The sequence below is a fragment of the Pedobacter sp. GR22-6 genome, assembly GCF_037402555.1.
Lineage (GTDB): Bacteria > Bacteroidota > Bacteroidia > Sphingobacteriales > Sphingobacteriaceae > Pedobacter.
On the sequence record NZ_JBBEUC010000002.1, the window covers coordinates 488720 to 511774 of the forward strand.

Annotated in this window: 17 protein-coding genes; 16 read left to right on the forward strand and 1 reads right to left on the reverse strand. The window is 43.4% G+C overall.

The features are described 5' to 3' along the window. The first annotated feature begins 49 nt into the window (after positions 1–49). The 13 genes from rocD (at position 50) to WAE59_RS09745 (ending at position 17446) form a co-directional block, all read left to right on the forward strand. A complete protein-coding gene (gene rocD / locus WAE59_RS09685) occupies positions 50–1318 on the forward strand; it encodes an ornithine--oxo-acid transaminase (RefSeq protein ID WP_337855751.1) in 1269 nt (422 codons plus the stop codon). Beyond that, on the forward strand, positions 1315–2262 hold the full coding sequence (locus tag WAE59_RS09690; protein WP_337855752.1) for an arginase: 948 nt from the start codon (positions 1315–1317) through the stop codon (positions 2260–2262). Before rocD ends, WAE59_RS09690 begins: the two co-directional genes overlap by 4 nt. Positions 2263–2605: 343 nt before the next feature. Further along, a complete protein-coding gene (locus WAE59_RS09695) occupies positions 2606–4267 on the forward strand; it encodes a TlpA family protein disulfide reductase (RefSeq protein ID WP_337855753.1) in 1662 nt (553 codons plus the stop codon). A 20-nt stretch (positions 4268–4287) separates the two neighbouring features. Continuing rightward, positions 4288–5922, forward strand: a complete 1635-nt coding sequence (locus WAE59_RS09700; RefSeq protein ID WP_337855754.1) for a sensor histidine kinase — start codon at positions 4288–4290, stop codon at positions 5920–5922. Between the two features lie 3 nt (positions 5923–5925). Continuing rightward, the gene (locus WAE59_RS09705; RefSeq protein ID WP_337855755.1) at positions 5926–6678 is read left to right on the forward strand and encodes a LytR/AlgR family response regulator transcription factor; all 753 of its coding nucleotides are present in this window, start codon (positions 5926–5928) and stop codon (positions 6676–6678) included. 181 nt (positions 6679–6859) lie between these two features. After that, on the forward strand, positions 6860–7099 hold the full coding sequence (locus tag WAE59_RS09710) for a hypothetical protein (RefSeq protein WP_337855756.1): 240 nt from the start codon (positions 6860–6862) through the stop codon (positions 7097–7099). A gap of 98 nt (positions 7100–7197) precedes the next feature. After that, on the forward strand, positions 7198–7779 hold the full coding sequence (locus WAE59_RS09715) for an RNA polymerase sigma factor (RefSeq protein ID WP_337855757.1): 582 nt from the start codon (positions 7198–7200) through the stop codon (positions 7777–7779). A gap of 142 nt (positions 7780–7921) precedes the next feature. Next, on the forward strand, positions 7922–9049 hold the full coding sequence (locus WAE59_RS09720; protein WP_337855758.1) for a FecR family protein: 1128 nt from the start codon (positions 7922–7924) through the stop codon (positions 9047–9049). A gap of 378 nt (positions 9050–9427) precedes the next feature. After that, complete coding sequence (locus tag WAE59_RS09725) at positions 9428–12589, forward strand: SusC/RagA family TonB-linked outer membrane protein (protein WP_337855759.1); 3162 nt, start codon at positions 9428–9430, stop codon at positions 12587–12589. 25 nt (positions 12590–12614) lie between these two features. Further along, entirely contained in the window at positions 12615–14048 is a 1434-nt protein-coding gene (locus tag WAE59_RS09730; RefSeq protein WP_337855760.1) for a RagB/SusD family nutrient uptake outer membrane protein, read from the forward strand. 13 nt (positions 14049–14061) lie between these two features. Next, positions 14062–14799, forward strand: coding sequence for a DUF4843 domain-containing protein (locus tag WAE59_RS09735; RefSeq protein ID WP_337855761.1), 738 nt, complete (start codon positions 14062–14064; stop codon positions 14797–14799). A gap of 55 nt (positions 14800–14854) precedes the next feature. Beyond that, positions 14855–16228 carry a PKD-like family lipoprotein gene (locus WAE59_RS09740; protein WP_337855762.1) on the forward strand — a complete coding sequence of 458 codons (1374 nt, stop codon included), beginning with the start codon at positions 14855–14857 and terminating at the stop codon, positions 16226–16228. 42 nt (positions 16229–16270) lie between these two features. Continuing rightward, positions 16271–17446, forward strand: coding sequence for a redoxin domain-containing protein (locus WAE59_RS09745; protein WP_337855763.1), 1176 nt, complete (start codon positions 16271–16273; stop codon positions 17444–17446). Positions 17447–17566: 120 nt separating this feature from the next. On the opposite strand, the gene WAE59_RS09750 is transcribed toward WAE59_RS09745, so the two are convergent. Then, the gene (locus WAE59_RS09750; RefSeq protein WP_337855764.1) at positions 17567–18457 is read right to left on the reverse strand and encodes an AraC family transcriptional regulator; all 891 of its coding nucleotides are present in this window, start codon (positions 18455–18457) and stop codon (positions 17567–17569) included. 114 nt (positions 18458–18571) lie between these two features. On the opposite strand from WAE59_RS09750, the gene uxuA reads away from it, so the two are divergent. The 3 genes from uxuA to WAE59_RS09765 are packed head-to-tail and all read left to right on the forward strand — an operon-like array spanning position 18572 to position 23018. Continuing rightward, complete coding sequence (uxuA, locus tag WAE59_RS09755; RefSeq protein WP_337855765.1) at positions 18572–19765, forward strand: mannonate dehydratase; 1194 nt, start codon at positions 18572–18574, stop codon at positions 19763–19765. A gap of 17 nt (positions 19766–19782) precedes the next feature. After that, a complete protein-coding gene (locus WAE59_RS09760) occupies positions 19783–20586 on the forward strand; it encodes an SDR family oxidoreductase (RefSeq protein ID WP_337855766.1) in 804 nt (267 codons plus the stop codon). Next, positions 20586–23018 carry a glycosyl hydrolase 115 family protein gene (locus WAE59_RS09765; protein WP_337855767.1) on the forward strand — a complete coding sequence of 811 codons (2433 nt, stop codon included), beginning with the start codon at positions 20586–20588 and terminating at the stop codon, positions 23016–23018. The genes WAE59_RS09760 and WAE59_RS09765 overlap by 1 nt, the downstream gene beginning before the upstream one ends. Positions 23019–23055 lie beyond the last annotated feature (37 nt).

A 23055-nucleotide genomic window follows, 5' to 3' on the forward strand; every position in this document is an offset into this window, starting at 1 on the left:
ATAAGTTTAAATTTATCTATTTTTGTGCGTCTAACCAAATATAAGAATTATGCAATCAACTGTACAATCTGGCAAAACTGAATTACTGATTGAAAAGGAAAACCAGTATGGGGCACACAACTACCACCCGCTGCCGGTAGTGCTGGAAAAAGGAGAGGGTGTATTGCTCTGGGATGTGGAAGGTAAGCAGTACTACGATTTTCTCTCGGCTTATTCTGCGGTAAATCAGGGGCATTGCCATCCAAGGATCATCGCCGCCCTAAAGCGGCAGGCGGAAAAACTGACCCTCACTTCCCGTGCGTTCTATAATGATCAGCTGGGTGCTTTCGAAGCATACCTATGTAGTTTATTTGGATATGATAAAGCACTGGTCATGAATTCAGGGGTGGAAGCAGTAGAAAGTGCCATGAAACTCTGCAGGAAATGGGCCTATAAGGTAAAGGGTATTTCTGGCGAAGGAGCAAAAATAGTTTTTGCGAAAGGTAACTTCCATGGCAGGACGATTTCTGTGATTTCGGCTTCGGATGATGACAGTGCAAAAAAAGATTTTGGACCATTTGTACCAGGGATCGTCCAGGTGCCTTATAATGATCTTGCTGCTCTGGAACAGCTTTTTGCAGAAGATCCTGGTATTGCCGGATTTATTGTGGAACCGATCCAGGGTGAAGCAGGGGTGGTATTACCGGACGAAAACTACCTCCCGGGTGTGCATGCGCTGTGTAAAAAATACAATGTGCTTTACATTGCGGATGAGATTCAGACTGGGATCGCCCGTACGGGAAGCATGCTGGCATCTTATGAAGTTGGCTCGACGGAGAAATTAGATCGTCCGGATGTACTGATCCTGGGCAAAGCAATTTCCGGAGGTGTACTTCCAGTCTCGGCCGTGCTTGCCGATGATGAAGTGATGCTGACGATACAGCCAGGGGAACATGGTTCGACCTATGGAGGAAATCCACTGGCCTGTGCAGTTGCGATGGAGGCCATGCAGGTGGTGCTGGACGAAAAGCTTGCAGAAAATGCAGCCAGGTTGGGTGTACTGTTCAGGGCAGGACTGGAAGAGATGGCCAAACGGATCAAACTGATCAGGTTGGTAAGGGGGAAAGGTTTACTGAACGCGATTGTGATCGACTGTGATGAGCATTCGGATCTGGCCTGGGAGATCTGCATGCGCTTTAAGGAGAACGGGCTACTGGCCAAGCCAACTCATGGCAATAAGATCAGGCTGGCCCCACCTTTGGTGATCACAGAAACGCAGATCATAGCATGTCTGCAGATTATCGAAAAATCCTTAACCGATTTTGTATCCGCATCATGAAAAAATTGGTCAAACTGGTAAAAAACAGGTCTGATATCGGAGCGGGCACGCGTGGTTCTGATATGGGAATAGATGCAATTGAGATCGCTGCGATCAACAAAGGCAGTGACTATTTCAATAGTTATCCTTTTGTAGATGTAAAGACGCACAATGAAAGCATCTACGACAAAGACCGCAATACTTTTGCAAAACGAATAGGTCAGGTGCTGCAGCAATGCACACGTTTGTCGGAATCCGTAAAAGAAACCTTATCCTCGGGTTATTTTCCATTGGTGTTCTCGGGGGACCATTCTTCTGCATTGGGGACCATCAGCGGTATAAAAGCTGCCTTTCCGGACCAGAGCCTGGGTGTGGTGTGGATAGACGCCCATGCGGACCTGCATTCGCCCTATACTTCTCCTTCTGGCAACATTCATGGGATGCCCCTTGCGGCGGCCCTTGCCAATGATAACCTGGATTGCCAGATCAACCCAGTGGAAGGAGAGACCCTGGCCTATTGGGATGGATTAAAAACCATCGGGACTGACCTGCCTAAACTGGATGCTGAACACCTGGTCTATTTTGGAGTAAGGGATACAGAGGATGCGGAAGATCAATTGATCAGTCGCCTGGGAATCAGGAACTACAAGGTCGATGAAATCAGGTTCCGTGGAATGCCTGCTTGTGTGGAAGAAACGCTGTCCAGATTGTCCGGCTGTGCAATGATTTACATCTCTTTCGATGTGGACAGTATGGACTGTGACCTGATATCCTCTGGAACCGGCACTCCGGTTGCTAAAGGATTTGATCAGTATGAAGTTATTGAGCTGATTAGGGCAATTCTCGCATCCGGAAAAGTAGTCTGCCTGGAAGTCGCAGAAGTAAATCCTTTGCTGGATAATAAAGGAAACAAGATGGCGGAGACGGCTTTCGAAGTCATAGAATTGGTATCACCATTTTTATAGCACTCACATCTTAGCGCTGAGATAGATTGCCTGAGTTTTATCACCTTAATAGTCCAATAGTCAGCTAGACCGAACTAATATGAGGATACTCAAACTAAACTGCCTGTTGTCTTTTCTGACCATTGCATTTCTAAGTGCCTCTGTTCAAGATAACACACTTGGAAAATTACAATTTCAAATAAAATTTGCCATCGCAAAAGGTCATCCTGCCAGTGTATTTATAGAAGGAACTTAGTTTGAAATTCAACTTGAAACAGAGCTGATACAAGCCGGAAGCAATTCCTTTCAACTTTATCCTTGATGCTGATGGCTATTTGCTGCAGTTTTATGGAAAAATCAGGCTATGAAACTATTTTACGCGCTTTTACTTTGCTTATTGTCCAGCGTTTGCCTCGGCCAGCAAAAAACCGTCCTTCCGGTAAACACCATCTTCAAAAACGATTCGGTCAGCTATAGCGGATATCTGAAAGGATATTCTGCTGAGCTTGGCTTTACTACAGGAAATGTTATCGTCAATAACATCATCACTGGTTTGCAGGAAAGCTACTTAATCAATATCCATCCTGACGGGACATTTTCCGCAAAGTTTCCCATGCACTATCCTCAGGAAGTATTTGTCAGAATGAACGGAGCTGCCAGCAATATTTACTGTGAACCAGGCAAGTCTGTATTTCAGGTATTTAATCTTAAAGATAAGAATGAAAAGCCTAAGACGATGGGAGATTTAGCTTCAATTAATCATGAACTTGCTTCCGCCAGGCATTTAGAAGACATCAATTATCAGGTAGCTTACCGCGAAAATTTCAGTCCCGATGAGTACAAGCAATACTATCAAAAGTTGATGTCGTTACAGATCAGTGCTTTAGATAAGTTCCGTGATAGTGCTCATATCAGCGATAAGGCTTACCGGCTACTCAAATCGACAATTGTTTTTAAAATCGCTATGCAGTTGTTTGAATATAAGGACTACTGTACGCGACATGGTCATCCAGTTATTTCCCCAGACGCGAATTATTACCGGGAATTCTTAAAAGACTTAAACATCAATGATCCTTACAACTGTGAATCAACATTCTTTCGATTCTTTATAAATCGGCTGAAATTTATTGATCTACCTGGCTTCGAAAAGTTTCAGACGATTTCCACTTCCTCGCTTTTAAATAAATTGAAGACATACCTGTCGTTTACACAGGAGGAACTGAAAGTGATGGCCGGCTTTCCAGAGACCATCGATTTTCTTGATGAAGCAAGTAGAATCGGTAAGGCTATAAACATCGGGGACAAACAAAAGAAATTCCTGGAAAAATATGAGCAGCAAATGATTGCGGTAGCCTGGGAGTATAATCAGAAACAGAGATATTCAAGGCTAAAACAACTTTTGAACGTCCCGGATGGTTTGGCTATAGATATCATGAAAACACAGGATATTTTACAAAATATGGAAGACTTTTTTCTTCCGTACAATAAGGATCGGCTAAATCAGATAAAAATCTACATGGATGAACCTTACTTTTATGCTTATATTATCCGGTCAAACGAACGGGTAAAGAAAAAGATTGAAGAAAATAGCCTGATAAAAAAAGGATTTGTGGTCAACCAAACGGGCAAAAACCCAGCCGACAGCCTATATGAAAAAATGATGCGGAAGTTTGAAGGTAAAGTGGTGTACCTGGATTTTTGGGCTACATGGTGCGCTCCCTGCATTGATGGTATAGAACGTATTGAACCCTTGAAGAAGGAATTTGAAAATGAAAAAATCGCCTTTGTTTATGTCACAAATCAAACTTCGCCCTTGACCACCTACAACAATAGGATACCCGCTATAAAAGGTGAACATTTTAGGATTAGTACCGATGAATGGAATATTTTGAGCAGTAAATTCAAGGTTGGCGGTATTCCGCATGCTGCTTTGATTGATAAAAAAGGAAATGTGATTGATGCTAATGTCCGACAGACTGATCCTGAGAGTTTAAGAAAAAGATTTCAAGAACTTATAAAACAGTAATACCGCAATTCCTATTAGAGATGAAAACAAAGTTTTTTATATTCCTTTTTTTCTTGCTTTCGGCTAGTTCTTCGGCACAGCGAAAGTTACCAGTTATAGATACTGAAACCGGAACACCCGCTAATTACGGGGTAAATTCCTTAAACTCGAAGATTGTGGTGACACTGCAAGTTGATCCTAACACAAAATCGATCAGTCCTTTTAACCCCATAACAAACGACCCTTTGGGAACTGTTGTTTACCTGGAAGGGGCCAGTAAAATTCTGCTTACTACCCGACTAAGAAAAGACAGTCTTAGCTATTACCGATATACGGTTGTAGAAAATGATACTAATACAATTGTATCAAATGGTTTACTCACAAAAATTAATTTCATATGGAATAATCGAAGTAGCTGGCCGGGCTATTTAACCATGGACTTTGGGATCGAAAACATAGCCAACAAAAAGCTGACGGTTAAGATATATAGGTTGCCGGACGCAAGCCAGGTGACAACGATTATTATCTATAATAAACCTTTGATTGCCGCTAAGATCATCGAGAAGGCATTAGTGAAGCAGGGTGATTTCAATAAGAATCTCAAAGCCTATCGCCATGATATAATTGATTTAAAGAAAGATGCAGAGTTTAAGATCAGCAGGAAAAATAAAGGGGTGTATATTTCTATGGATAAAACAGACCTCGATTTTGCATATTTCATCTACTTGATATACAAAGATAAAGATGGGAGAAGTCCTTTGCTGCATTCAAACAATTGGTCTTATAACTCTTACGGGGGGATTCCTAATTATACTATTGACGCAGATTATTTCCAGAAGCCGGGGGAGTACGAGGTGATTGTTTCTCCTCATTCCAGCTATCTTGAGGCCACAAAGGACGCTAACCGCAACACAGCCAGGTTCTCCTTCAATGTTTTAACTTCTCCCAGAACCTACACTGGTAAGGAAGTATTTCTAATTGGTCTCGCTGGATTCGGTTTTTTAAGCATTGTAGCTGTTGTCGTTATTTATTCAGTAAAAAAGAAGAGCAGAAATAAGTTATTACTTGCCAATCTACAGACAGAGATCTCTCAGAGTGAACTGAACGTGGTTAGGTCTCAACTCAATCCCCATTTTGTGTTCAATGCTTTGAGCGGAATCCAGAGTTTAATGAATAAGAATGAGATTGAAAAAGCAAACGGTTATCTTAATAAATTCGCAAGACTCACACGGAATGTTTTGGATGACGATGCTTTGATTAGTGTAAATGCGGAAGTTGAACTACTTCAGGACTATCTTTCAATGGAGCAATTGCGTTTTTCTTTTGACTTTGATATACAAGTAGAAGAGAGTTTAAATTTTAGTAATGTAGAAATTCCGGCGATGCTTTTGCAGCCTTTTGTGGAAAATGCAGTAAAACATGGGATGGCATCTGTAAAGAGCGATGGGAGGATTATTGTCCGGCTTTTGAAAAATGCTAAAGACCTTATTTTAATAGTGAGTGATAATGGAGACGGATTTGATGTTTCACACGAAAATCCTGGCTTGGGATTGAAGTTGAGTAAAAAAAGAATAGCTTTATTAAATAAAATATATATCGAGTGTCCTATTACGTTGTCAATAGCTTCAGACCCCGGAAATACGACAGTAAAAATCACATTAGCTCAATGGTTATAATTCATGAAAGCAATAATAGTTGACGACGAGCAAACAAACATCGAAAATCTGGCATTGCTCATCCAAAAGTATTGTCCACAAGTAAATTTGCTTGGCACCGCCACGGAAATTGATACTGCTGTTGAGTTAATCACGCTACATAGGCCAGATGTTTTATTCCTTGATATACAGTTAGGCAATCGCTCTGGCTTTGAATTACTTCGACTATTACCGATGAAGAATTTCGAGGTGGTTTTTATAACCGCATTTGACAAATACGGGATTGAGGCCATAAAGTTCGCCGCCCTTGATTATTTGCTTAAGCCCGTTGCTATACCTGAATTGATCGTTGCAGTGAATAAGGCAGAAGAGAAAATGCTGGCTCGGGAGAGAAATCAACAGCTGACTTTTTTATTAAGTCATATCAATAATGACGGATCAAAACCCAGTAAAATTGCGTTACAGCAACTGCACGAAATACGGTACGTAGAGGTGGCCGACATTGTGCGGTGTGAAGCCGACAATTCCTATACGTCTTTCTACTTGATTAACGGTGATCGGATCGTAGTCTCCAGATCGATCAAAGAATACACGGATCTTTTAAAGCCTATCGGTTTTTTGCGCACCCATCAAAGCCATATGGTCAATATCAGCTATGTAAAAAGCTGGATTAAAGAAGACGGAGGAGCCTTATTACTCGTTACAGGAGATAAAATTCCCGTTTCAAAACCTAATAAAGCAGGAGTTCAGCTAGCATTAAATAAGTCCCTATATTAGTTTGCGCTTTCATTATGCATCCAGTCGGTGGTTCCGGCAGATGGTACTTTGAAAGAATGGTTGAACTGGCGCTGGAGGGGCTCGCTATGATGACCTCCGCAGGTGGAAAACAACAAAATCCAGGCTGGTAATTTGTGAAGGTTTTCCGGTGGTAGATTTGTATCATCATCCATTACTGAAAATGGAAAACCTTGTTAATTTAAAACGGCTTAAAGATCCGAAAACCCATAAGTACAAAAACCACATTTATCCCAAATCTATAGATTTGCCTTTCGATCCCATAAATGATGAATATCCTTATCCCAGCGCGGCCATCAATATGACTTATGATGGTTTACACCCCTCCGATAAGGGGAACGCGATTATCGCAAAAGAAGTTTTGAGTGCCTTAAAGGGAATGGGGATTGGATTCAGTAAATAAACGCGTAATCAGGTCAAAATTGGGATGAAATAGAATGATAGAAGTAGTGTCCAGCTATATTTGATTTTATATTTGTATTTTAGAGTCAGGTGAATCTCATGAAAGATTATAGCAATTACACGGATCAGCAATTGGTTACTTTACTAAAGAGTAAAGATGATCATGCTTTTACGGAAATCTATGAGCGCTATTGGTCGGTTCTGTACCTGCACGCAAAACGTCTTCTACATGATGACGATCTGGCTCAGGATGCTGTGCATGATGTATTTGCAACACTCTGGAGAAAAGCAGCGGATTTCGAACTGACTACCAGCCTCAACTCTTATTTATACCGTGCAGTTAAAAACGCAATCTTGAATGACATCCGCCATGAGCGGGTTGCCGCCAACTACCTCAATGATTTGAAACGTTTCTATGAAGAGGGTACCACCTCTACAGATGAGCTCATGCATTTGAAAGAATTGCAGGCATTGATCGAGCAGGAGATCCAGAATCTGCCTGACGAAATACGAAAAGTATTCGAAATGAGCCGGAAACTGCATTTGAGTAATGCCGAAATCGCGCTGGAGCTGAATAAATCAGAGTCTACTGTCAAAAATCAAATTAAAAGAGCTAAAGATATCTTGCGGGACAGATTAGACCTGCCTTCATTGTTGATTCTATTTCTATTAAGGCCCTGAATCTCGAATGCCAATAAAAAATTTGCTTCTTTTCGAATGCCTTTCCCACTAAGCTGAATTTTTTAAAATATTTTTTCTCTTAGACTAGTCCTTTGCCGATAAGCAGGTGTCTTACCAATATACTCCAAGAAAATCGCGTAAAATGGATAATGAAAGTGTCAAACAGTTAATTGCAAAATATCAGGATGGAACCGCTACCAAGGAAGAAAGACTGATCGTTGACGAATGGTACAATCACATTACTAAGGCGGAACTGAAACAAGCTGTTGATCATGATATGAGTTCGGCGAAGGCGGCGATATGGTCGCGTTTATCACTGGAGTTGAAGCAGCCTCCAGCCAGTAAGTCACTTTATAGCTATCTGGCAGCCGTTGCTGCTGCTGTAGCCTTTATTGTAATAGGAGTATATTTCTTCAACGCTCCTGAAATCGGACAAGATAACGGTTCGCAGATTGCGAAAAAGGAAGAGATCATACCAGGAAAAGTTGGGGCGACCCTGACTTTAGCAAATGGTAAGAAAATCAGGCTGGCTGACGTGGCAAAAGGGCAACTGGCCAAAGAAGCTGGTGTGGTGATCACTAAATCTGAAAATGGACAGTTGATTTATCATATCGAGGGAAATGGTTCAGAGATAGGTCATGTAAATACACTAAGCACAGCGAGAGGAGAAACTTACCAGATCCATTTACCGGATGGCTCTCTTGTTTATTTAAATGCCGCTTCGAGTCTAACTTATAATACTTCATTAATTGAAAATGGAAAGCGTGTAGTTAAACTGAGTGGCGAGGGCTATTTCGAGATTGCAAAGGATAAAGTTCACCCATTCATAGTAAAAACAGATAAAGAGGATGTAGAGGTACTGGGTACTCATTTTAACATCAACAGCTATGTAGATGATGACGTAACCAAAACCACGCTCCTGGAGGGAAGCGTGAAGTTGAGTGCTTTTGGTTTGACCAGGATATTGAAACCCGGTCAGCAAGCCAGATTGGGTGTAGGTAAAATCCGGATTGCGGAAGTAGACACTGATGTAGCTGTGGCCTGGAAAAACAATGAGTTTGTAGTGGAAAGTGAGCCTATAGAAAACATCATGAAAATGGTAGAACGCTGGTATAATGTTGAGGTGATCTATGTAGGTCCTCAGACAAATGAAAGATTTAGTGGTGGGGTATCACGTTTCGACAAGATATCTAAAGTGCTGGACATTGTGGAATCTACCGGAGAAGCCCATTTTGAAATTAAAGGAAGGAAAATATACGTCTCTAAATAGAAATGCCTAAACCGATAACTAACAGGAATATTTACCCTTAACTAAAACATATGAGAATAAAGTTACAATAAAGGAAGACCATATATACGAAACCAGATCCTAACCTGAAATCAGGACCTGGTTACAGTTTGGAACATTCAATTTAAAAATCAAACGTTAAAACCGCAAGCTCCCACACCGTCGAAAGAGAGGGAACCTGCTCAACCAAACCAACCACTAATGTATCAAAATTCCAGGAAATTTGGTAAGCCTAAACGGCTGTACCTAAAATTATTGCTAACTATGCGCTTAACCATCGTAATATTAATAGCATGCTTCATGCAGGTCAGTGCTTCCAGCCTCGCCCAGAGAATAACTTTGTCTAAAACAAGTGCACCTTTGAAGTCAATTTTTAAAGCGCTGAAGGCGCAAACCGGTTATAACTTCTTTTATACCGATAATTTATTGGAAAATACCCAGGACGTAAGTATTAATGTCAAAAACTCAGAATTGGCAGATGTGCTCAATCTGATTTTTGAAGGACAGAACCTTGACTATTTGATTCGGGACAAAACCGTCGTCGTCAAGGCATCTAAATCTCAGAAACAGGACGTGATTTCTGGTTTTGTAGGTGATGCTAATGATCGCTTGGGTATCCCTGGCGTTACGGTATCTATCAAAGGAACGAAATCTGCGGTACAGACCGACAAAAATGGCAAATTTACCATCAGTATATCCAAAGGTGCTGAATCTTTAGAATTTAGATTTTTGGGTTATAAAACAGTTGAAGTACCCATCTCAGCAAACTCGAATTATACAATCTACATGACACAAGAGCAGCTGGTACTGAACGAGACTGTGATTACGGGGATGGTCGATAGAAAAGTCAGTACCTATACGGGAGCTGCGAAGACCATGACTGCTGCCGAACTTAAGGCTGTAAATCCTGTAAATGTTTTCGCTGGTATTGCTGCTCTAGATCCATCTTTCCGAATAATTCCCAATAACAAAATCGGAGGGAATATTAACGTACTTCCGGAGGTTACCATGCGTGGGCAGACTTCATATCCGACTCTTGGAGCGGAACTCGCTGGGAACCCAAATATGCCTTTATTTATTCTCGACGGATTTCAGGTTTCATTGCAGGCAATTGTAGACCTGGACATGAATCAGATTGCTTCGGTAACTTTGTTAAAGGATGCTTCGGCTACGGCGATGTATGGTTCCCGTGGGGGTAATGGGGTTATGGTTGTAGCCACAATCCTGCCGCCAAGAGGGAAAGTAGAAGTATCCCTAAACAACAATTTTACCTTAGCCTCGCCAGACCTGTCTGTCTACAACATGCTGAATTCAGCAGAAAAGCTGGATTTTGAACGGCGTGTAGGATTCACCAATAGCTATAGAGGTGATTTCATCAATTCGGAAAGGTATAAAGCGGTGGTAAGTGGAGTGAACACCGACTGGAAATCTATTCCTGTTCAAACGGGTATCAACAATAGAACTAATCTGTCTTTAAGGGGCGGTGACCAGTCGCTGACCTTTAACCTCACATTTAGTGGAAACCTTTTACAGGGGGTCATGAAAGGTCAGGACAGAAAAAATTATGCTGGAAGTTTTACGCTGAGTTATAGGACGAATAAACTAACATTTCAAAACAATAGTATTGCAACACAGGTCATTTCTAATGACTCGCCTTATGGAGAATTTGGTCAGTACCTGGATTTGAATCCTTATTGGAAGCCTTATGATGAAAATGGTAATGTTAATCAATACCTGGAGAATATCAACATGGGCTTCGGAGTAGGTAGTTCAGTTGTATTGAATCCATTGATGGACATCACATATAACACCATTAATAACAGAAACAAGAATTTCAATCTAAGGAATAATACGACTGTTCGTTACGATGTCAATAATTCTTTGTGGTTCAACGGGGCTCTGGGAATCACAAAAGTAAACGGTACGATAGATAATTTCTATTCTGCACTAGACAGCCGTTTCAATGGTGTCGCAGATTTGAGTGCTAAGGGTAGCTATTCTATTGATAACAGTTCTTCTTTTGCTATGGATGGGACAGGATCTGTAAATTACAACAAGAATTTCGGAGCGCACGGTGTTACCGTATATGCAGGCTTCAGGCTAGCGAGTGCACAAGTCAATTCTTATGCGGTCTCTACACAGGGTTTCCCTTTTGACCGTTTAGATAACATCCTGTTTGCCGCGCAGTATTTAAACAGCAGGCCTACAGGTAGCGAGAGTACAATCAATAACCTTTCGTACACCGGAAGCGCCAACTATTCTTATGATAACCGGTATTTTACGGATTTCACTTACACCAGGGATGGCTCCTCGGCCTATGGAGAAAATAACAAATTTGGCAATTTCTGGTCTGCAGGATTGGGATGGAATATCAATAACGAACATTTTCTGAGGGATAGCGAAACGATCAACCTGCTGAGGCTTCGTGGCAGCTACGGTTCTACTGGTACATCTGTACAGAATCCTTACGCAGCACAGTTCAGGTATAATCTGGGGACAAATACGGGCTACTTCGGTGAAGTGGGTGCATTCCCCGGCGGATTAGGAAACCCCAATTTGAGCTGGCAGCAGGTGTTGAAGTCAAATCTTGGTATTGCTTCCGCATTTTTTAATAGCCGTCTAACTTTCAATGCGGAGTTCTATAACGAAGTAACCCAGAATGCTTTGACTACAGTTTCCCTGGCACCTAGTACTGGCTTTCCGTCGTATACCGAAAATCTAGGCAAAATTCAGAACAAAGGATTACAGCTCGATTTGGGTTACACTATATTATCTGAACCCCGTAAGGGCTTAAAATGGAATCTTGCAGTGAATGCGGCTACTAATAAATCTGTCTTAAAGGAACTTTCTGATAAACTTAGGGCCTTTAATGCAGCGCTAAATACCAATAACGCCAATCAAACTGTTGAAAATGCCCAGTTTATTGAAGGGAGATCAACAACTGGAATTTATGCCGTCAGATCCCTCGGTATTGATCCCATTACTGGTCAGGAAGTTTATTTAAAATCGGATGGCACTCCAACTTTTGTCTGGGATGTGAACGATAAGACTTACGTTGGTGATAGTCGTCCAGTCTGGACCGGTGCTGTGAATTCGAATTTAGTATATGCAGGTTTTACCTTCAGCTTTAGCATTGCCTATAACTACGGTGCGGATCTGTACAACAGTACGTTGTTGAATCGGGTGGAAGGTGTCGATGCACGCAACAATGTTGACCGAAGAGCCTATGACCTGGGTTGGACCGGACCAGGTAGCATCAGTCCTTATCGAAGGATTACAGGTTCACCAACGCTCACGAAGCTTACCTCACGTTTTGTTCAGCGTGACAATAACATTCAGCTCAGCTCAGTTAACTTAAGCTACCAGTTCAAAATGCCATTCGTTAAAAAGTTAGGCTTGCAGAACTTGAGCGTTAGTGCAACAACAAACAATGTGGTCACATTAAGCACCATTCGAGTTGAACGTGGTACAGATAACCCATTTGCCAGAGAATACACATTTGGTCTGAATGCAAGATTTTAAATTGAAAAGACAAATTCATACCCCAATGAAAAGAACAACATTAATTATAGGAATTCTTGCAATAGTTGCGATGTTTTCCAGTTGTAAAAAGTTTTTGGATGTACAGCCCAAAACAAATTTATCTGAGGAACAGTTGTTTACTTCAGAAGTTGGTTTTCAACAAGCCTTGTCGGGAGTATACGGCCAGATGGCGAGTAGCAGTCTTTACGGAGATAACCTTTCTATGGGTTTTGTATCTGCGCTGGCACAGAATTATTCAACACTCAATACCAACGCAGATGTTTCACTGCAACAATCACAAGTCTTGAACTATGCCTCAACAGAAGTCAAAGGGTATACCAATGCCATTTGGTCTTCAAGTTACAGTGCGATTGCCGCAGCCAATAAAATCATTCAGAATGCGGAGACAAATAGGTCTGTGCTGAGCAACAATTCGTATGCACTATTGCGTGGTGAGGCTTTAGCCTTAAGGGCCTTCATACATTTTGATCTATTACGGATGTTCGGCCCTGAATATACTGCAGGTGCCAATTTAAAGGCCATCCCTTACAAAAAAGAAGTCAATGAAAATGCAGAAATCCCATCTACAACTGCAGATGTAGTCAAATTTGCATTAGCTGACCTGAAGGAAGCGGAGAGTTTGCTGTTGCCCGTTGATCCGATTGTGACCAGCGATTTACGTACCAGACGGAACAAGCTGAATTACTATGGTGTAAAAGCACTGGAAGCAAGAATCAAACTATACAGCGGAGATAAAGCCGGTGCTGCTGCAGCAGCAAATGTAGTGATCAACTCTGCAAAATATACGTTTGTTACCCAAGCGGCGGCAGGAGCGGTCAGCACAGGATTACTGGTACGCGACCGCTTATATTTTAATGAACAGGTGTTTATGATCAGGGTTAGGGACATATTGCCAACTGCACAACGTTATTTTAGATTTAGGGGTGCTGTAGGACAAACCCTGACACGTACCGCGACTAATTTTGCTACGCTGTATGAAACCGCATCGGGTGGCGGTACGGACTTTAGGTTCCTTTACCGCCTGGAACAAGATGGCGGAAATTTGTTCCCATCTAAGTTCTGGCAGACCTCAACCGCTACAACGACAATTACAGACAATCTACTGGACCAATATGTACCTGGTATTCGCCTCGCCGAAATGTATTACATCCTCGCTGAAACTGCGGAGAGTCCTGCGATCGGTGTTGGATATCTAAATATGGTTCGCCAAAATAGAGGGCTTTCTAATCTGGCAACAACGATTACAGCTACGGCGCTCACAGCGGCGATCACGAAGGAGTACCAAAAGGAATTTTATGCGGAAGGCCAATTGTTCTTCTACTATAAACGTACTAAAGCACTGAGAATGCAATTCCGTAATATCGACGTGGCACCGGAACAATATGTACTGCCAATCCCAGATGCTGAACTTCAATTTAATCCGAATTATGGAAATTAATCACACTCCTGTTATGAAATACTTATTATATGTGACGATGGTCTTCTCCCTTTTTTCTTGTAAGAAAGAAGCGGTAGAAACGTATCAAGGAAAAAATGGCATTAGTTTTTTTGCTTATACCTATCAACAATTACATGCCACAGCAACGAGAAGTTACTCTTTTGCTTTTCAGAGTAAGGTAAAAGCAAGGGACACCATGTATATCCCTTTGAGACTTACAGGCAAGTTATCGGATCAACCGCGCACGGTACTGCTAAAGGTTGCCGAAGGAACTACGGCAACCGCGGGTGTAGATTTCGAGCTAAAAGAAGTGACCATTCCGCCAGGGGTTTCTATGTTTAATTATCCCCTTGTGCTGATCAATTCTGCTGGAATGGCGAGTAATGTTTATCGAATCGTGTTGGAACCAGCGGAAACCAAGGACTTTACTTTGGGCACGTTAGGACAGACACCCGCTACCACGGCTAATCTGGGTACGGAGGAGAACTTTAGATACCTGAAGATCGATGTATCCGGTATGTATGTCAGACCTGCTTATTGGAATCTTCTTGATGAAGATTTTGGAGAATTTAGTGCTGAAAAGTACAAGTTCATGGTTAAGGTATTGGGTATAACAGATTTCTCTTATGATAATATCGGGTTCGACGGTTTTATCAATTTCCCGGTGACACTGAGGAATGCACTGGCCGCTTATGAAGCTGCAAATGGTCCATTGTTGGATGAGAACCGTAACAAGATTTCTTTCCCTTAATTTAGATATTATGCATTTAAAACATTTTTTTAAGCTTAGCCTGATTATCGCAATCATGCTAACACTTGCTTGCACTAAAGATAATCAACTCTTTAAATATAAACAGATCAATGACATCAAGATTACTGACGCAACTACTGCCTTCACGGTAGCTCAGCGGGATTCGCTGATCATTACGCCAACATTGGTAGAAACCATGCCTGCTGGCGATTCATTTACCTACAGCTGGACGATTGATTCGAAGGTAATCGCTGAATCCAAAAATTTGAGGATTCAGGTAACCTTAAGTCCCGGTACCTACACCATGACATATAAGGTCACAAGTAAGATAAATGCTATTTACACGCTCCAGCGTTATGTCATTACGGTAACCGGAATTTACCCGGACGGATGGTATGTAGTCAATAGCAAGGATGCAAAGGGCAAAGTTTCTCTGATCAGGACGGATGATGTGATTTTTGACAATCCTATGGAAGTGGCTAATAATAAAACCTATTCAGGAAAGCCACTAGCCTTATATAACTTTGGGAAAGGCGGTTTCTTCTACTATTTCACCGATGTGAATGTATATCGGTTTAACATGAACGATTGGATTGAGCTCGGCGACAAAAGTTCGATACTTCCAAACTTGGCTACACCGCTTCCTTTTAAAGCTGCGCCGGCATTTATCATGAACGCCTCGAAATTTGATCAGTTTATTGTTGCAGACGGCGGCTTATATGCTGGTATTTCAGGCTCGACTTCAGATAACATCAAACCATTTACCCAACGCATTCCTGGCAATTATGACTTGTTTCCCGGCGTGTTTCCTAACACTTATGACCTAACCTATTTTTATGATAACGCCAACATGCGCTTTATGCGAATGGCTATATTTTCAAGGGTTCTGGAAGATGCACCTAGAACAACAGGCTCTTTTGATATGGCAAGTGTGGGCAGAAAAATGATTGCGTATGATCGTGGCATATCGACATTGTTTGAGGAAGAAATCGAATGGTATTTCGTCATGCAAGACAATAACGGCCGCTATTTAATGTCGTTGACCTATGATAGATTCGGTAGCACCCTTCCTGGAGTGAATCAACAAATGACAAATAGCCCGGAAATTGGTAGCGCAACTAACTTTGCAACATCATCAATTTTAAAACAACTTTATTATACCGTTGGCAACAGGGTGTATTTATACGACATGCTTGCGCAATCAGCAAGACTTATCTACACTTTCCCGGCTGGGTATGTAATTAAGGATATTGAAATGCAACGGAGCACCAGTAAACGATTGGTGATCGGTGTGAATAATGGTGCAGCAGGTGAAGTTTATTATTTCGACATCAACGCTCAGGGGGAATTTAACAATGGGACCTATGCTAAGAAGTTTACCGGCTTCGGGGAAATTGTACAAGTTGCCGCCGCCAGACAAAATCTGTAGATTTTACTTTAATTTAAAGAACATCAATAATAGCTAATCAAAATGAGAAAAATAATATTGCTTACTCCGATTCTGCTCATAGGGCTATCAGGATACAGTCAGCAGGAAGTACCGGCCTATAAAGCAAGCCTTGATTCTTTGAAGATCTTCATTGATCCTTTGAAAAAGGAAGCAATTCTTGAACGACTAGTGAAAAACCATCCACGAGATAGTTTTGACCAATACAGAGCGACACTTGTAGATAACTTTGTCATCGCGAAAAACTCGGCGAAAGCTTTATTTCATTTCAATCAGATTGCAGAAACCGCAAGGATCATGTATGTAGGATCGGTGGCGACGGGAATCATGGCTTTCGATTTGAAAGCTGCAGAAAATTTAGTCGAGCAAGAACTGAGTAATTCAACGAATGCTCCGGAAGACCGACAGTTCCTGTTGCATCTTTATAGTCAGGTGATGGCTAAGCAAGGAGACTACAAAAAAGCCTTTGCGGCCATCAAAGAATGTTACGAACATGCAGTAAGAAAGACTACTGGTTTGACTGCTGAATATTACTACCTCATGAGCAAAACAGGTGGATACAAGGAAGCACTTCCAGAGCTGGAGAAAGCAGTATTAGCAGGTTTAGCTGATGATAACTATAAGGCCGAATTAAAGAGCGCTTATGCAAAAGTAAACCCTGGTAAAGATTCAAATGCTTATCTGGCAGCACTAATTAGTCAGTTTGAAGGGAAATACAGGACCGCTATAGCAGCTAAAATGCTCGACGAACAGGCACCGAATTTTAATGTTACGGATATTAAAGGTAAGAAAGTGTCTCTGTCAGATTTTAAGGGTAAAGTCGTTGTTCTTGATTTTTGGGCCACATGGTGTGGACCTTGTAAGAAATCTCTTCCGGCGATGCAGATGCTCGTCAACAAGTATCGGAAAGACCCGAATGTAAAGTTTCTGTTTATACATACCTGGGAAACTGTTTCAGACCCTACATCGGATGCTGTGAACTACTTACTGACCCACAAGCTGGATTTGCCTTTGTACATGGACCTTAAAAATCCGGATACGAAAAAGAATCCCGCGGTATCTTCATTTGGTGTAGATGGAATCCCGGCAAAGTTTGTCATTGACGGCAGTGGGAAAATCCGCTTTAAGGCGAGTGGATTGGTGTTGCCGGACGAAGCCGCTGTTGAGGAGCTTTCTACTATGATAGACTTGTCTCGTTAAGTCCGGGGATGTAAAGCCCCTATCTTGAATTTCTGTTCTGATCCAATTGCATGTTGGTTCGGCGAAATGCACATTTCGTCGAACTAACATGCAATTTGCTATCATCAGGGACCATATCCCTCAAATATTTAGCATGAGACGCTTGTATTCCGTTGGGCTCTGACCAGTATTCTTTCTGAAGCATTTGTTGAAATGCGACAGGGTATCAAATCCGCATTCGGAACTGATTTTTGAAATGGGAAGGTCGTTCATCAGCAACAATTTGCAGGCATAGGCAATCCGCATATCCAGGATATAATGCTTAAATGATTTGCCGGTTTTGCTCTTAAAAAAACGACAAAATGCCGATGGGTTCATGGCAGAGAAAGAAGCAATCTCTTCCAGGGGTACCAGTCGCGTATAATGCTGGTTGAGGTAGGAAATGATTTTGTCGATCCTGGAGCTTTCGGTTATCGTCTGCCGTTCAAAGCCCGGACTGGAGATGACCTGCCGCGAAGGGATTTCTGATAGTTCGTGCAGTACCTGCAGCAAGGTAATGATCTGGTCGATGCCTGCCTTGGAGGGCAGGGACTCGAGCAGGCCGATCAGCGTTTCAGAACCGCCTTCCGGAAAATAAATTCCATGCTGCGACTCTTCGAGCAATTTCCTGATCTTGAGGAAATGCGGATAATTCCTGATGGAATAGTACATGAAGTCCTGTTCAAATTGAATGATCGTTCCCTTCACGCGGCGGCTTTCCTCAGGATTCATATAACAATCGTCGCTGCTCAGGTAATGCGGCAAGTTTGAACCCAGCAAGAGCACATCACCGGAACCGTAGCGGTCTATACTGTCGCCCACAAATCTGGTTCCGGTGCTTTCTTTTACATAAATGATCTCATATTCCGGATGGAAATGCCAGGGATAGCTGAAGTGTTTGTAGTCGTAATGCCTGGCTTTGAGCGGATAGGATGCTGAAATGGACAGCTGCTCATTCATGATATTCTTGATCTGTGGGCTGGTCTTCTTCATCGCAGTGCAGGTTGGCTATTTGCAAATATAGAACTGTTATTGGCAAATTTAGGAAAACAGATCTGCTCCGGAAATGGCTAATATTGTTTTGTACAACCAAATAATAAAAACTGAATGATCGACAATCTTGAACAAACTTTCAGGTGGTTTGGCCCCAATGATGCTGTTACGCTGAATGCCATTGCGCAGACTGGGGCTACCGGAATCGTGACTGCACTTCACGACATCCCCTGTGGGGAAGTATGGCCACTTGAAGCCATCAAAGAACGCAAAGCCCTGATTGAAAATGCAGGTTTAAAATGGTCAGTCGTGGAAAGTGTAAATATTCATGAAGACATCAAAACAGCCGGCCCCCTCAGGGAGGAGAAAATTCAACACTATATAGCCACCCTAAAACACCTCGCTGCCTCTGGGATCCGTACGGTATGCTACAATTTTATGCCGGTGCTCGACTGGACCCGGACACACCTGGATTACGGCTTGTCAAACGGGGCTTCGGCCCTGCGTTATGATGCTCCGGCTCTTGCTGCCTTCGATCTGTTTATCCTTGCCCGGCCGGGAGCATTTCAGGATTTCAGCGAAGCAGCGCAGTTGGCGGCGAAAATTTATCTGGAAGGGCTATCTGCAGATGAGAAAGATCAGCTCGTCAGTACGATATTAGCAGGTTTGCCCGGAACAGATGAGGTGTTTACCATCGATCAGTTCAGGGCGCATTTAGAGCGGTATCAATCTATAGGTGCGGCAGCGCTAAAAGCCAACCTTCAGTATTTTCTGCGTGCCATTATCCCGGTTGCCGAAGCCCTTGGCATCAACATGTGTATCCATCCCGATGATCCTCCTTTTCCAATTCTTGGCCTGCCCAGGGTAGTCTGCACGGAACAGGATTTGCTGGAGGTGCTGAACATGTGCCCTTCTCCTTCAAATGGAATTACCTTGTGCACAGGCTCCCTCGGGGCAAACCCTGCGAATGATCTTCCGGGAATCGTTGAGCGCCTGGGTTCACACATCCACTTCCTGCACCTGAGAAACGTATGCAGGGAACCGGATGGCAGTTTCTATGAAGCGGAGCATCTGGCGGGAAGCACGGATATGTACCTCGTTATGAAAGCCATTATCCTGGAACAACAGAGGAGAAAAGACCAGGGCAGGGAAGACATTGCGATCCCAATGCGTCCGGATCACGGGCACTTGCTCTGGACCGACAGGAATTTCAATACCTATCCGGGATATTCTCTGATCGGCAGGATGAAGGGCCTTGCAGAACTCAGGGGACTGGAGATGGGGATCAAAAGAACATTAATCGCGTAATTCGTAAAATTCAACATATGAGTTTAAAAGGAAAAGTAATTGTAGTGACAGGTGGAACGGGGATCCTCGGAGGATCTTTTATTGATGCCATTTGCGGCGCAGAGGCTAAAGTGGGCATTTTGGGCAGGAATGCATCGGTCGCAGCGCAACGTGCTGCGGAAATCAACAAGAAAGGTGGATCGGCGCTTGCCCTTGTAGCAGATGTACTGGACGAAGCTCAATTGGTTGCGGCCAGAGAAAAAATACTGCAGGAGTTCGGCGCTGTCCACGGGCTGGTCAACGCTGCTGGCGGCAACATGCCTGAGGGCATTCTGCAACCTGATGAAAATATCTTTGAGATGAACTTAAGCGGTATGCAGCGGGTAGCTGAACTGAACCTTTGGGGTACACTCCTGCCCACCCAGGTTTTCGGGAAGGCCATCGTTGATGCCGGGGGAGGAAGCATCGTAAACATTTCTTCCATGAGTTCGCAACGGGCGATCACTAAAGTATTGGGCTATAGCCTGGGTAAGGCCGGAATCGATTGTTACACAAAGTGGTTTGCTGTGGAGCTTGCTAACCGTTATGGCGACAAAATCCGCATGAATGCCATTGCGCCCGGCTTTTTCCTGACGGAACAAAACAGGACTTTACTGACCAATGAAGACAACAGCTATACACAGCGCGGAAATCTGGTAATCGGTCATACACCCATGAAGCGTTTTGGAATACCTGAAGAACTCAATGGTGCATTACTTTGGTTGCTGGGCGAGGAATCCAGGTTTGTCACGGGTACCATCATCAACATCGACGGTGGTTTTTCTACATCAAGCGGCGTATAATGATGATGAAGGCATGGAGAAGTTACAGGTTTGTCGTATTGTGTTTGCTGTTGATCAGCACTACATCAATGGCACAATCGGAGACATCGAAACAAGGACTAAAGTCTGGTGAGGAAGTTTTGTTCAGACCTGGGCTTACCGTCCGGATCAATGTCGACCGCACTGAAGCTGCAGTGCTGAAAACTGCTTTATCGCTGTTGCAAAAAGATGTTCGGGCGGTATTTGACGCGGAACTCCAACCCGAAAATGGAGCTAAAGAGGCAACCATCATAGCCGGGACCCTCGGCCGGAATGAAGCAATTGACCGGCTGGTTCGCTCGGGAAACATAACCGTGTCCGGAATCCGGGGCAAATGGGAATCCTTTATCCTGAAAACCATAACAGATCAGGGACGGAAGAAATTGCTGATCATTGGAAGTGATAGTCGGGGCACAGCTTACGGACTGATGGAACTGTCGAGGCTCCTTGGTGTATCACCCTGGGAATGGTGGGCTGATGCCACACCGGAAAAACGAGCATTTTTCGCTTTTCCGAAAGCGCTGCTTAGCAGATCGCCCTCGGTTCAATACCGGGGTATATTCTTAAATGATGAAGACTGGGGGCTGATGCCCTGGAGCAGTAAAACCTATGAGCCTGGTTTGGCTACTGTAGGAAAAACAAAAGGGGCAATAGGCCCGAAGAGCTACGCAAAGATTTTTGAACTGCTGTTGCGGCTTCGTGCAAATACCATCTGGCCGGCGATGCATGAAGTGACGGTACCTTTTTATTTTTCTAAGGGCAACAAAGAAATGGCTGATCAATATGGGATCGTTGTGGGTACCTCACATTGTGAGCCGCTGATGCGGAACAGTGCAACAGAATGGGACATCGCCGGAAAAGGGGACTATAACTACAAGAGCAATAAGGATGCGATCCTTTCTTACTGGACCGAGCGTCTGAAAGAACTGAAAGGTTCGGAGAACATTTACACCATTGGGCTCCGTGGAAAGCATGATGGCATGATGCAGGGTGTAAAGGGACTGAAAGAACATCAGGAGGTATTGGCCCGGGTCATCAAAGATCAGCGTGATTTGCTGGCTACTTACGTCAACAAAGACCTAACTAAAGTTCCACAGGTATTTATCCCCTATAAGGAGGTCCTGGATGTGTACAATAATGGTCTCCAGGTGCCGGATGACGTAACCCTGATCTGGTGCGACGACAATTACGGCTACCTTACCCATTTCCCTGACGAAAATGAGCGGAAGCGCAGTGGTGGTAATGGGATTTACTATCATTTGTCCTATTGGGGCAGGCCCCATGATTACCTTTGGCTGGGGACTGTAAGTCCGGCATTATTAGCACAGCAGATGCAACTTGCCTATGAAAAGGGGGCGCGCAAACAATGGATCGTAAACGTGGGCGACATCAAGCCTACAGAATACCAGATGGAACTGTTCCTGGATATGGCCTGGGACATCGACGATGTCAGGCGAAAGGGAAGCTCAGGACACCTGGGCAATTGGCTGGAGCGGGAATTTGGAAAAGTGAATGCGGCCCAGTTGTTAAAGGTGATGCAGGAGCACTACCGACTGGCTTTTATCCGGAAGCCCGAGTTTATGGGCAATTCCCGGACTGAAGAGAAAGACCCGAAATATAAAATGGTGTCGGATCTGCCCTGGACTGAAAGGGAGATCAGGAAGCGCCTGTCGGACTATGGCAAACTGGAAGATCAAATTGGCGCCATCTCGGTGAAAATTCCCCTCTCGAAACGGGATGCCTTTTTTCAGTTGCTGGAGTATCCGGTCAGTGCTGCTGCGGAAATGAATAAAAAACTTTTGTATGCCCAGTTGGCGCGGCATGGCAAAGCAGATTGGGAACTCAGTGAGCGCGCATTTGAGTCGATCAGGGAATTGACGGCGCGTTACAATACCATGAACAATGGAAAGTGGAAAGGGATCATGAATGATAAGCCCAGGGACCTGGCTGTGTTTCAGCAGCTGCCGAAAGATACGACAGGGGCGGAGATGATTGCCGATGAGCAACCGCTTCAGATTCAGGATGGGGTAGCTTATAAAAGCTTTAGCGGTACGGAGCCCTTGAGACATGGCCTCGGTTATCAGAATGGGGCGGTCAGTCTGTCACCAGCTGGTACGCTGAGTTATGAATTCGCGGTCAGTCCTGGTGATCGCATCAGAATCGACCTGGCCTTTATACCCAGTCATCCGGTATCTGGCAAGCAGTTGCGCTGCAAAGTCACTATTGATGGGAAAAAAGAACAGCTCTTAAATATCTATACCGAAGGCCGAACGGAAGAATGGAAGAAAAATGTATTGACTAATCGTACTGTAAGGAGCATTTTGGAAAAGGTAAGCGGCCATAAAATCAGCGTTGAAGTCAGCACATTGGATGAAGGGATGATTCTGGATCAGATCATGATTTATAAGCAGTGATTGTTCGGTTTGCATAACTAAATTGGCCGAAAATTGT

Coding starts and splice junctions, on each gene's coding strand:
- rocD (WP_337855751.1), top strand. CDS start 50: ATGCAATCAACTGTACAATCTGGCAAAACTGAATTACTGATTGAAAAG.
- WAE59_RS09690 (WP_337855752.1), top strand. CDS start 1,315: ATGAAAAAATTGGTCAAACTGGTAAAAAACAGGTCTGATATCGGAGCG.
- WAE59_RS09695 (WP_337855753.1), top strand. CDS start 2,606: ATGAAACTATTTTACGCGCTTTTACTTTGCTTATTGTCCAGCGTTTGC.
- WAE59_RS09700 (WP_337855754.1), top strand. CDS start 4,288: ATGAAAACAAAGTTTTTTATATTCCTTTTTTTCTTGCTTTCGGCTAGT.
- WAE59_RS09705 (WP_337855755.1), top strand. CDS start 5,926: ATGAAAGCAATAATAGTTGACGACGAGCAAACAAACATCGAAAATCTG.
- WAE59_RS09710 (WP_337855756.1), top strand. CDS start 6,860: ATGGAAAACCTTGTTAATTTAAAACGGCTTAAAGATCCGAAAACCCAT.
- WAE59_RS09715 (WP_337855757.1), top strand. CDS start 7,198: ATGAAAGATTATAGCAATTACACGGATCAGCAATTGGTTACTTTACTA.
- WAE59_RS09720 (WP_337855758.1), top strand. CDS start 7,922: ATGGATAATGAAAGTGTCAAACAGTTAATTGCAAAATATCAGGATGGA.
- WAE59_RS09730 (WP_337855760.1), top strand. CDS start 12,615: ATGAAAAGAACAACATTAATTATAGGAATTCTTGCAATAGTTGCGATG.
- WAE59_RS09735 (WP_337855761.1), top strand. CDS start 14,062: ATGAAATACTTATTATATGTGACGATGGTCTTCTCCCTTTTTTCTTGT.
- WAE59_RS09740 (WP_337855762.1), top strand. CDS start 14,855: ATGCTAACACTTGCTTGCACTAAAGATAATCAACTCTTTAAATATAAA.
- WAE59_RS09745 (WP_337855763.1), top strand. CDS start 16,271: ATGAGAAAAATAATATTGCTTACTCCGATTCTGCTCATAGGGCTATCA.
- WAE59_RS09750 (WP_337855764.1), bottom strand. CDS start 18,457: ATGAAGAAGACCAGCCCACAGATCAAGAATATCATGAATGAGCAGCTG.
- uxuA (WP_337855765.1), top strand. CDS start 18,572: ATGATCGACAATCTTGAACAAACTTTCAGGTGGTTTGGCCCCAATGAT.
- WAE59_RS09760 (WP_337855766.1), top strand. CDS start 19,783: ATGAGTTTAAAAGGAAAAGTAATTGTAGTGACAGGTGGAACGGGGATC.
- WAE59_RS09765 (WP_337855767.1), top strand. CDS start 20,586: ATGATGATGAAGGCATGGAGAAGTTACAGGTTTGTCGTATTGTGTTTG.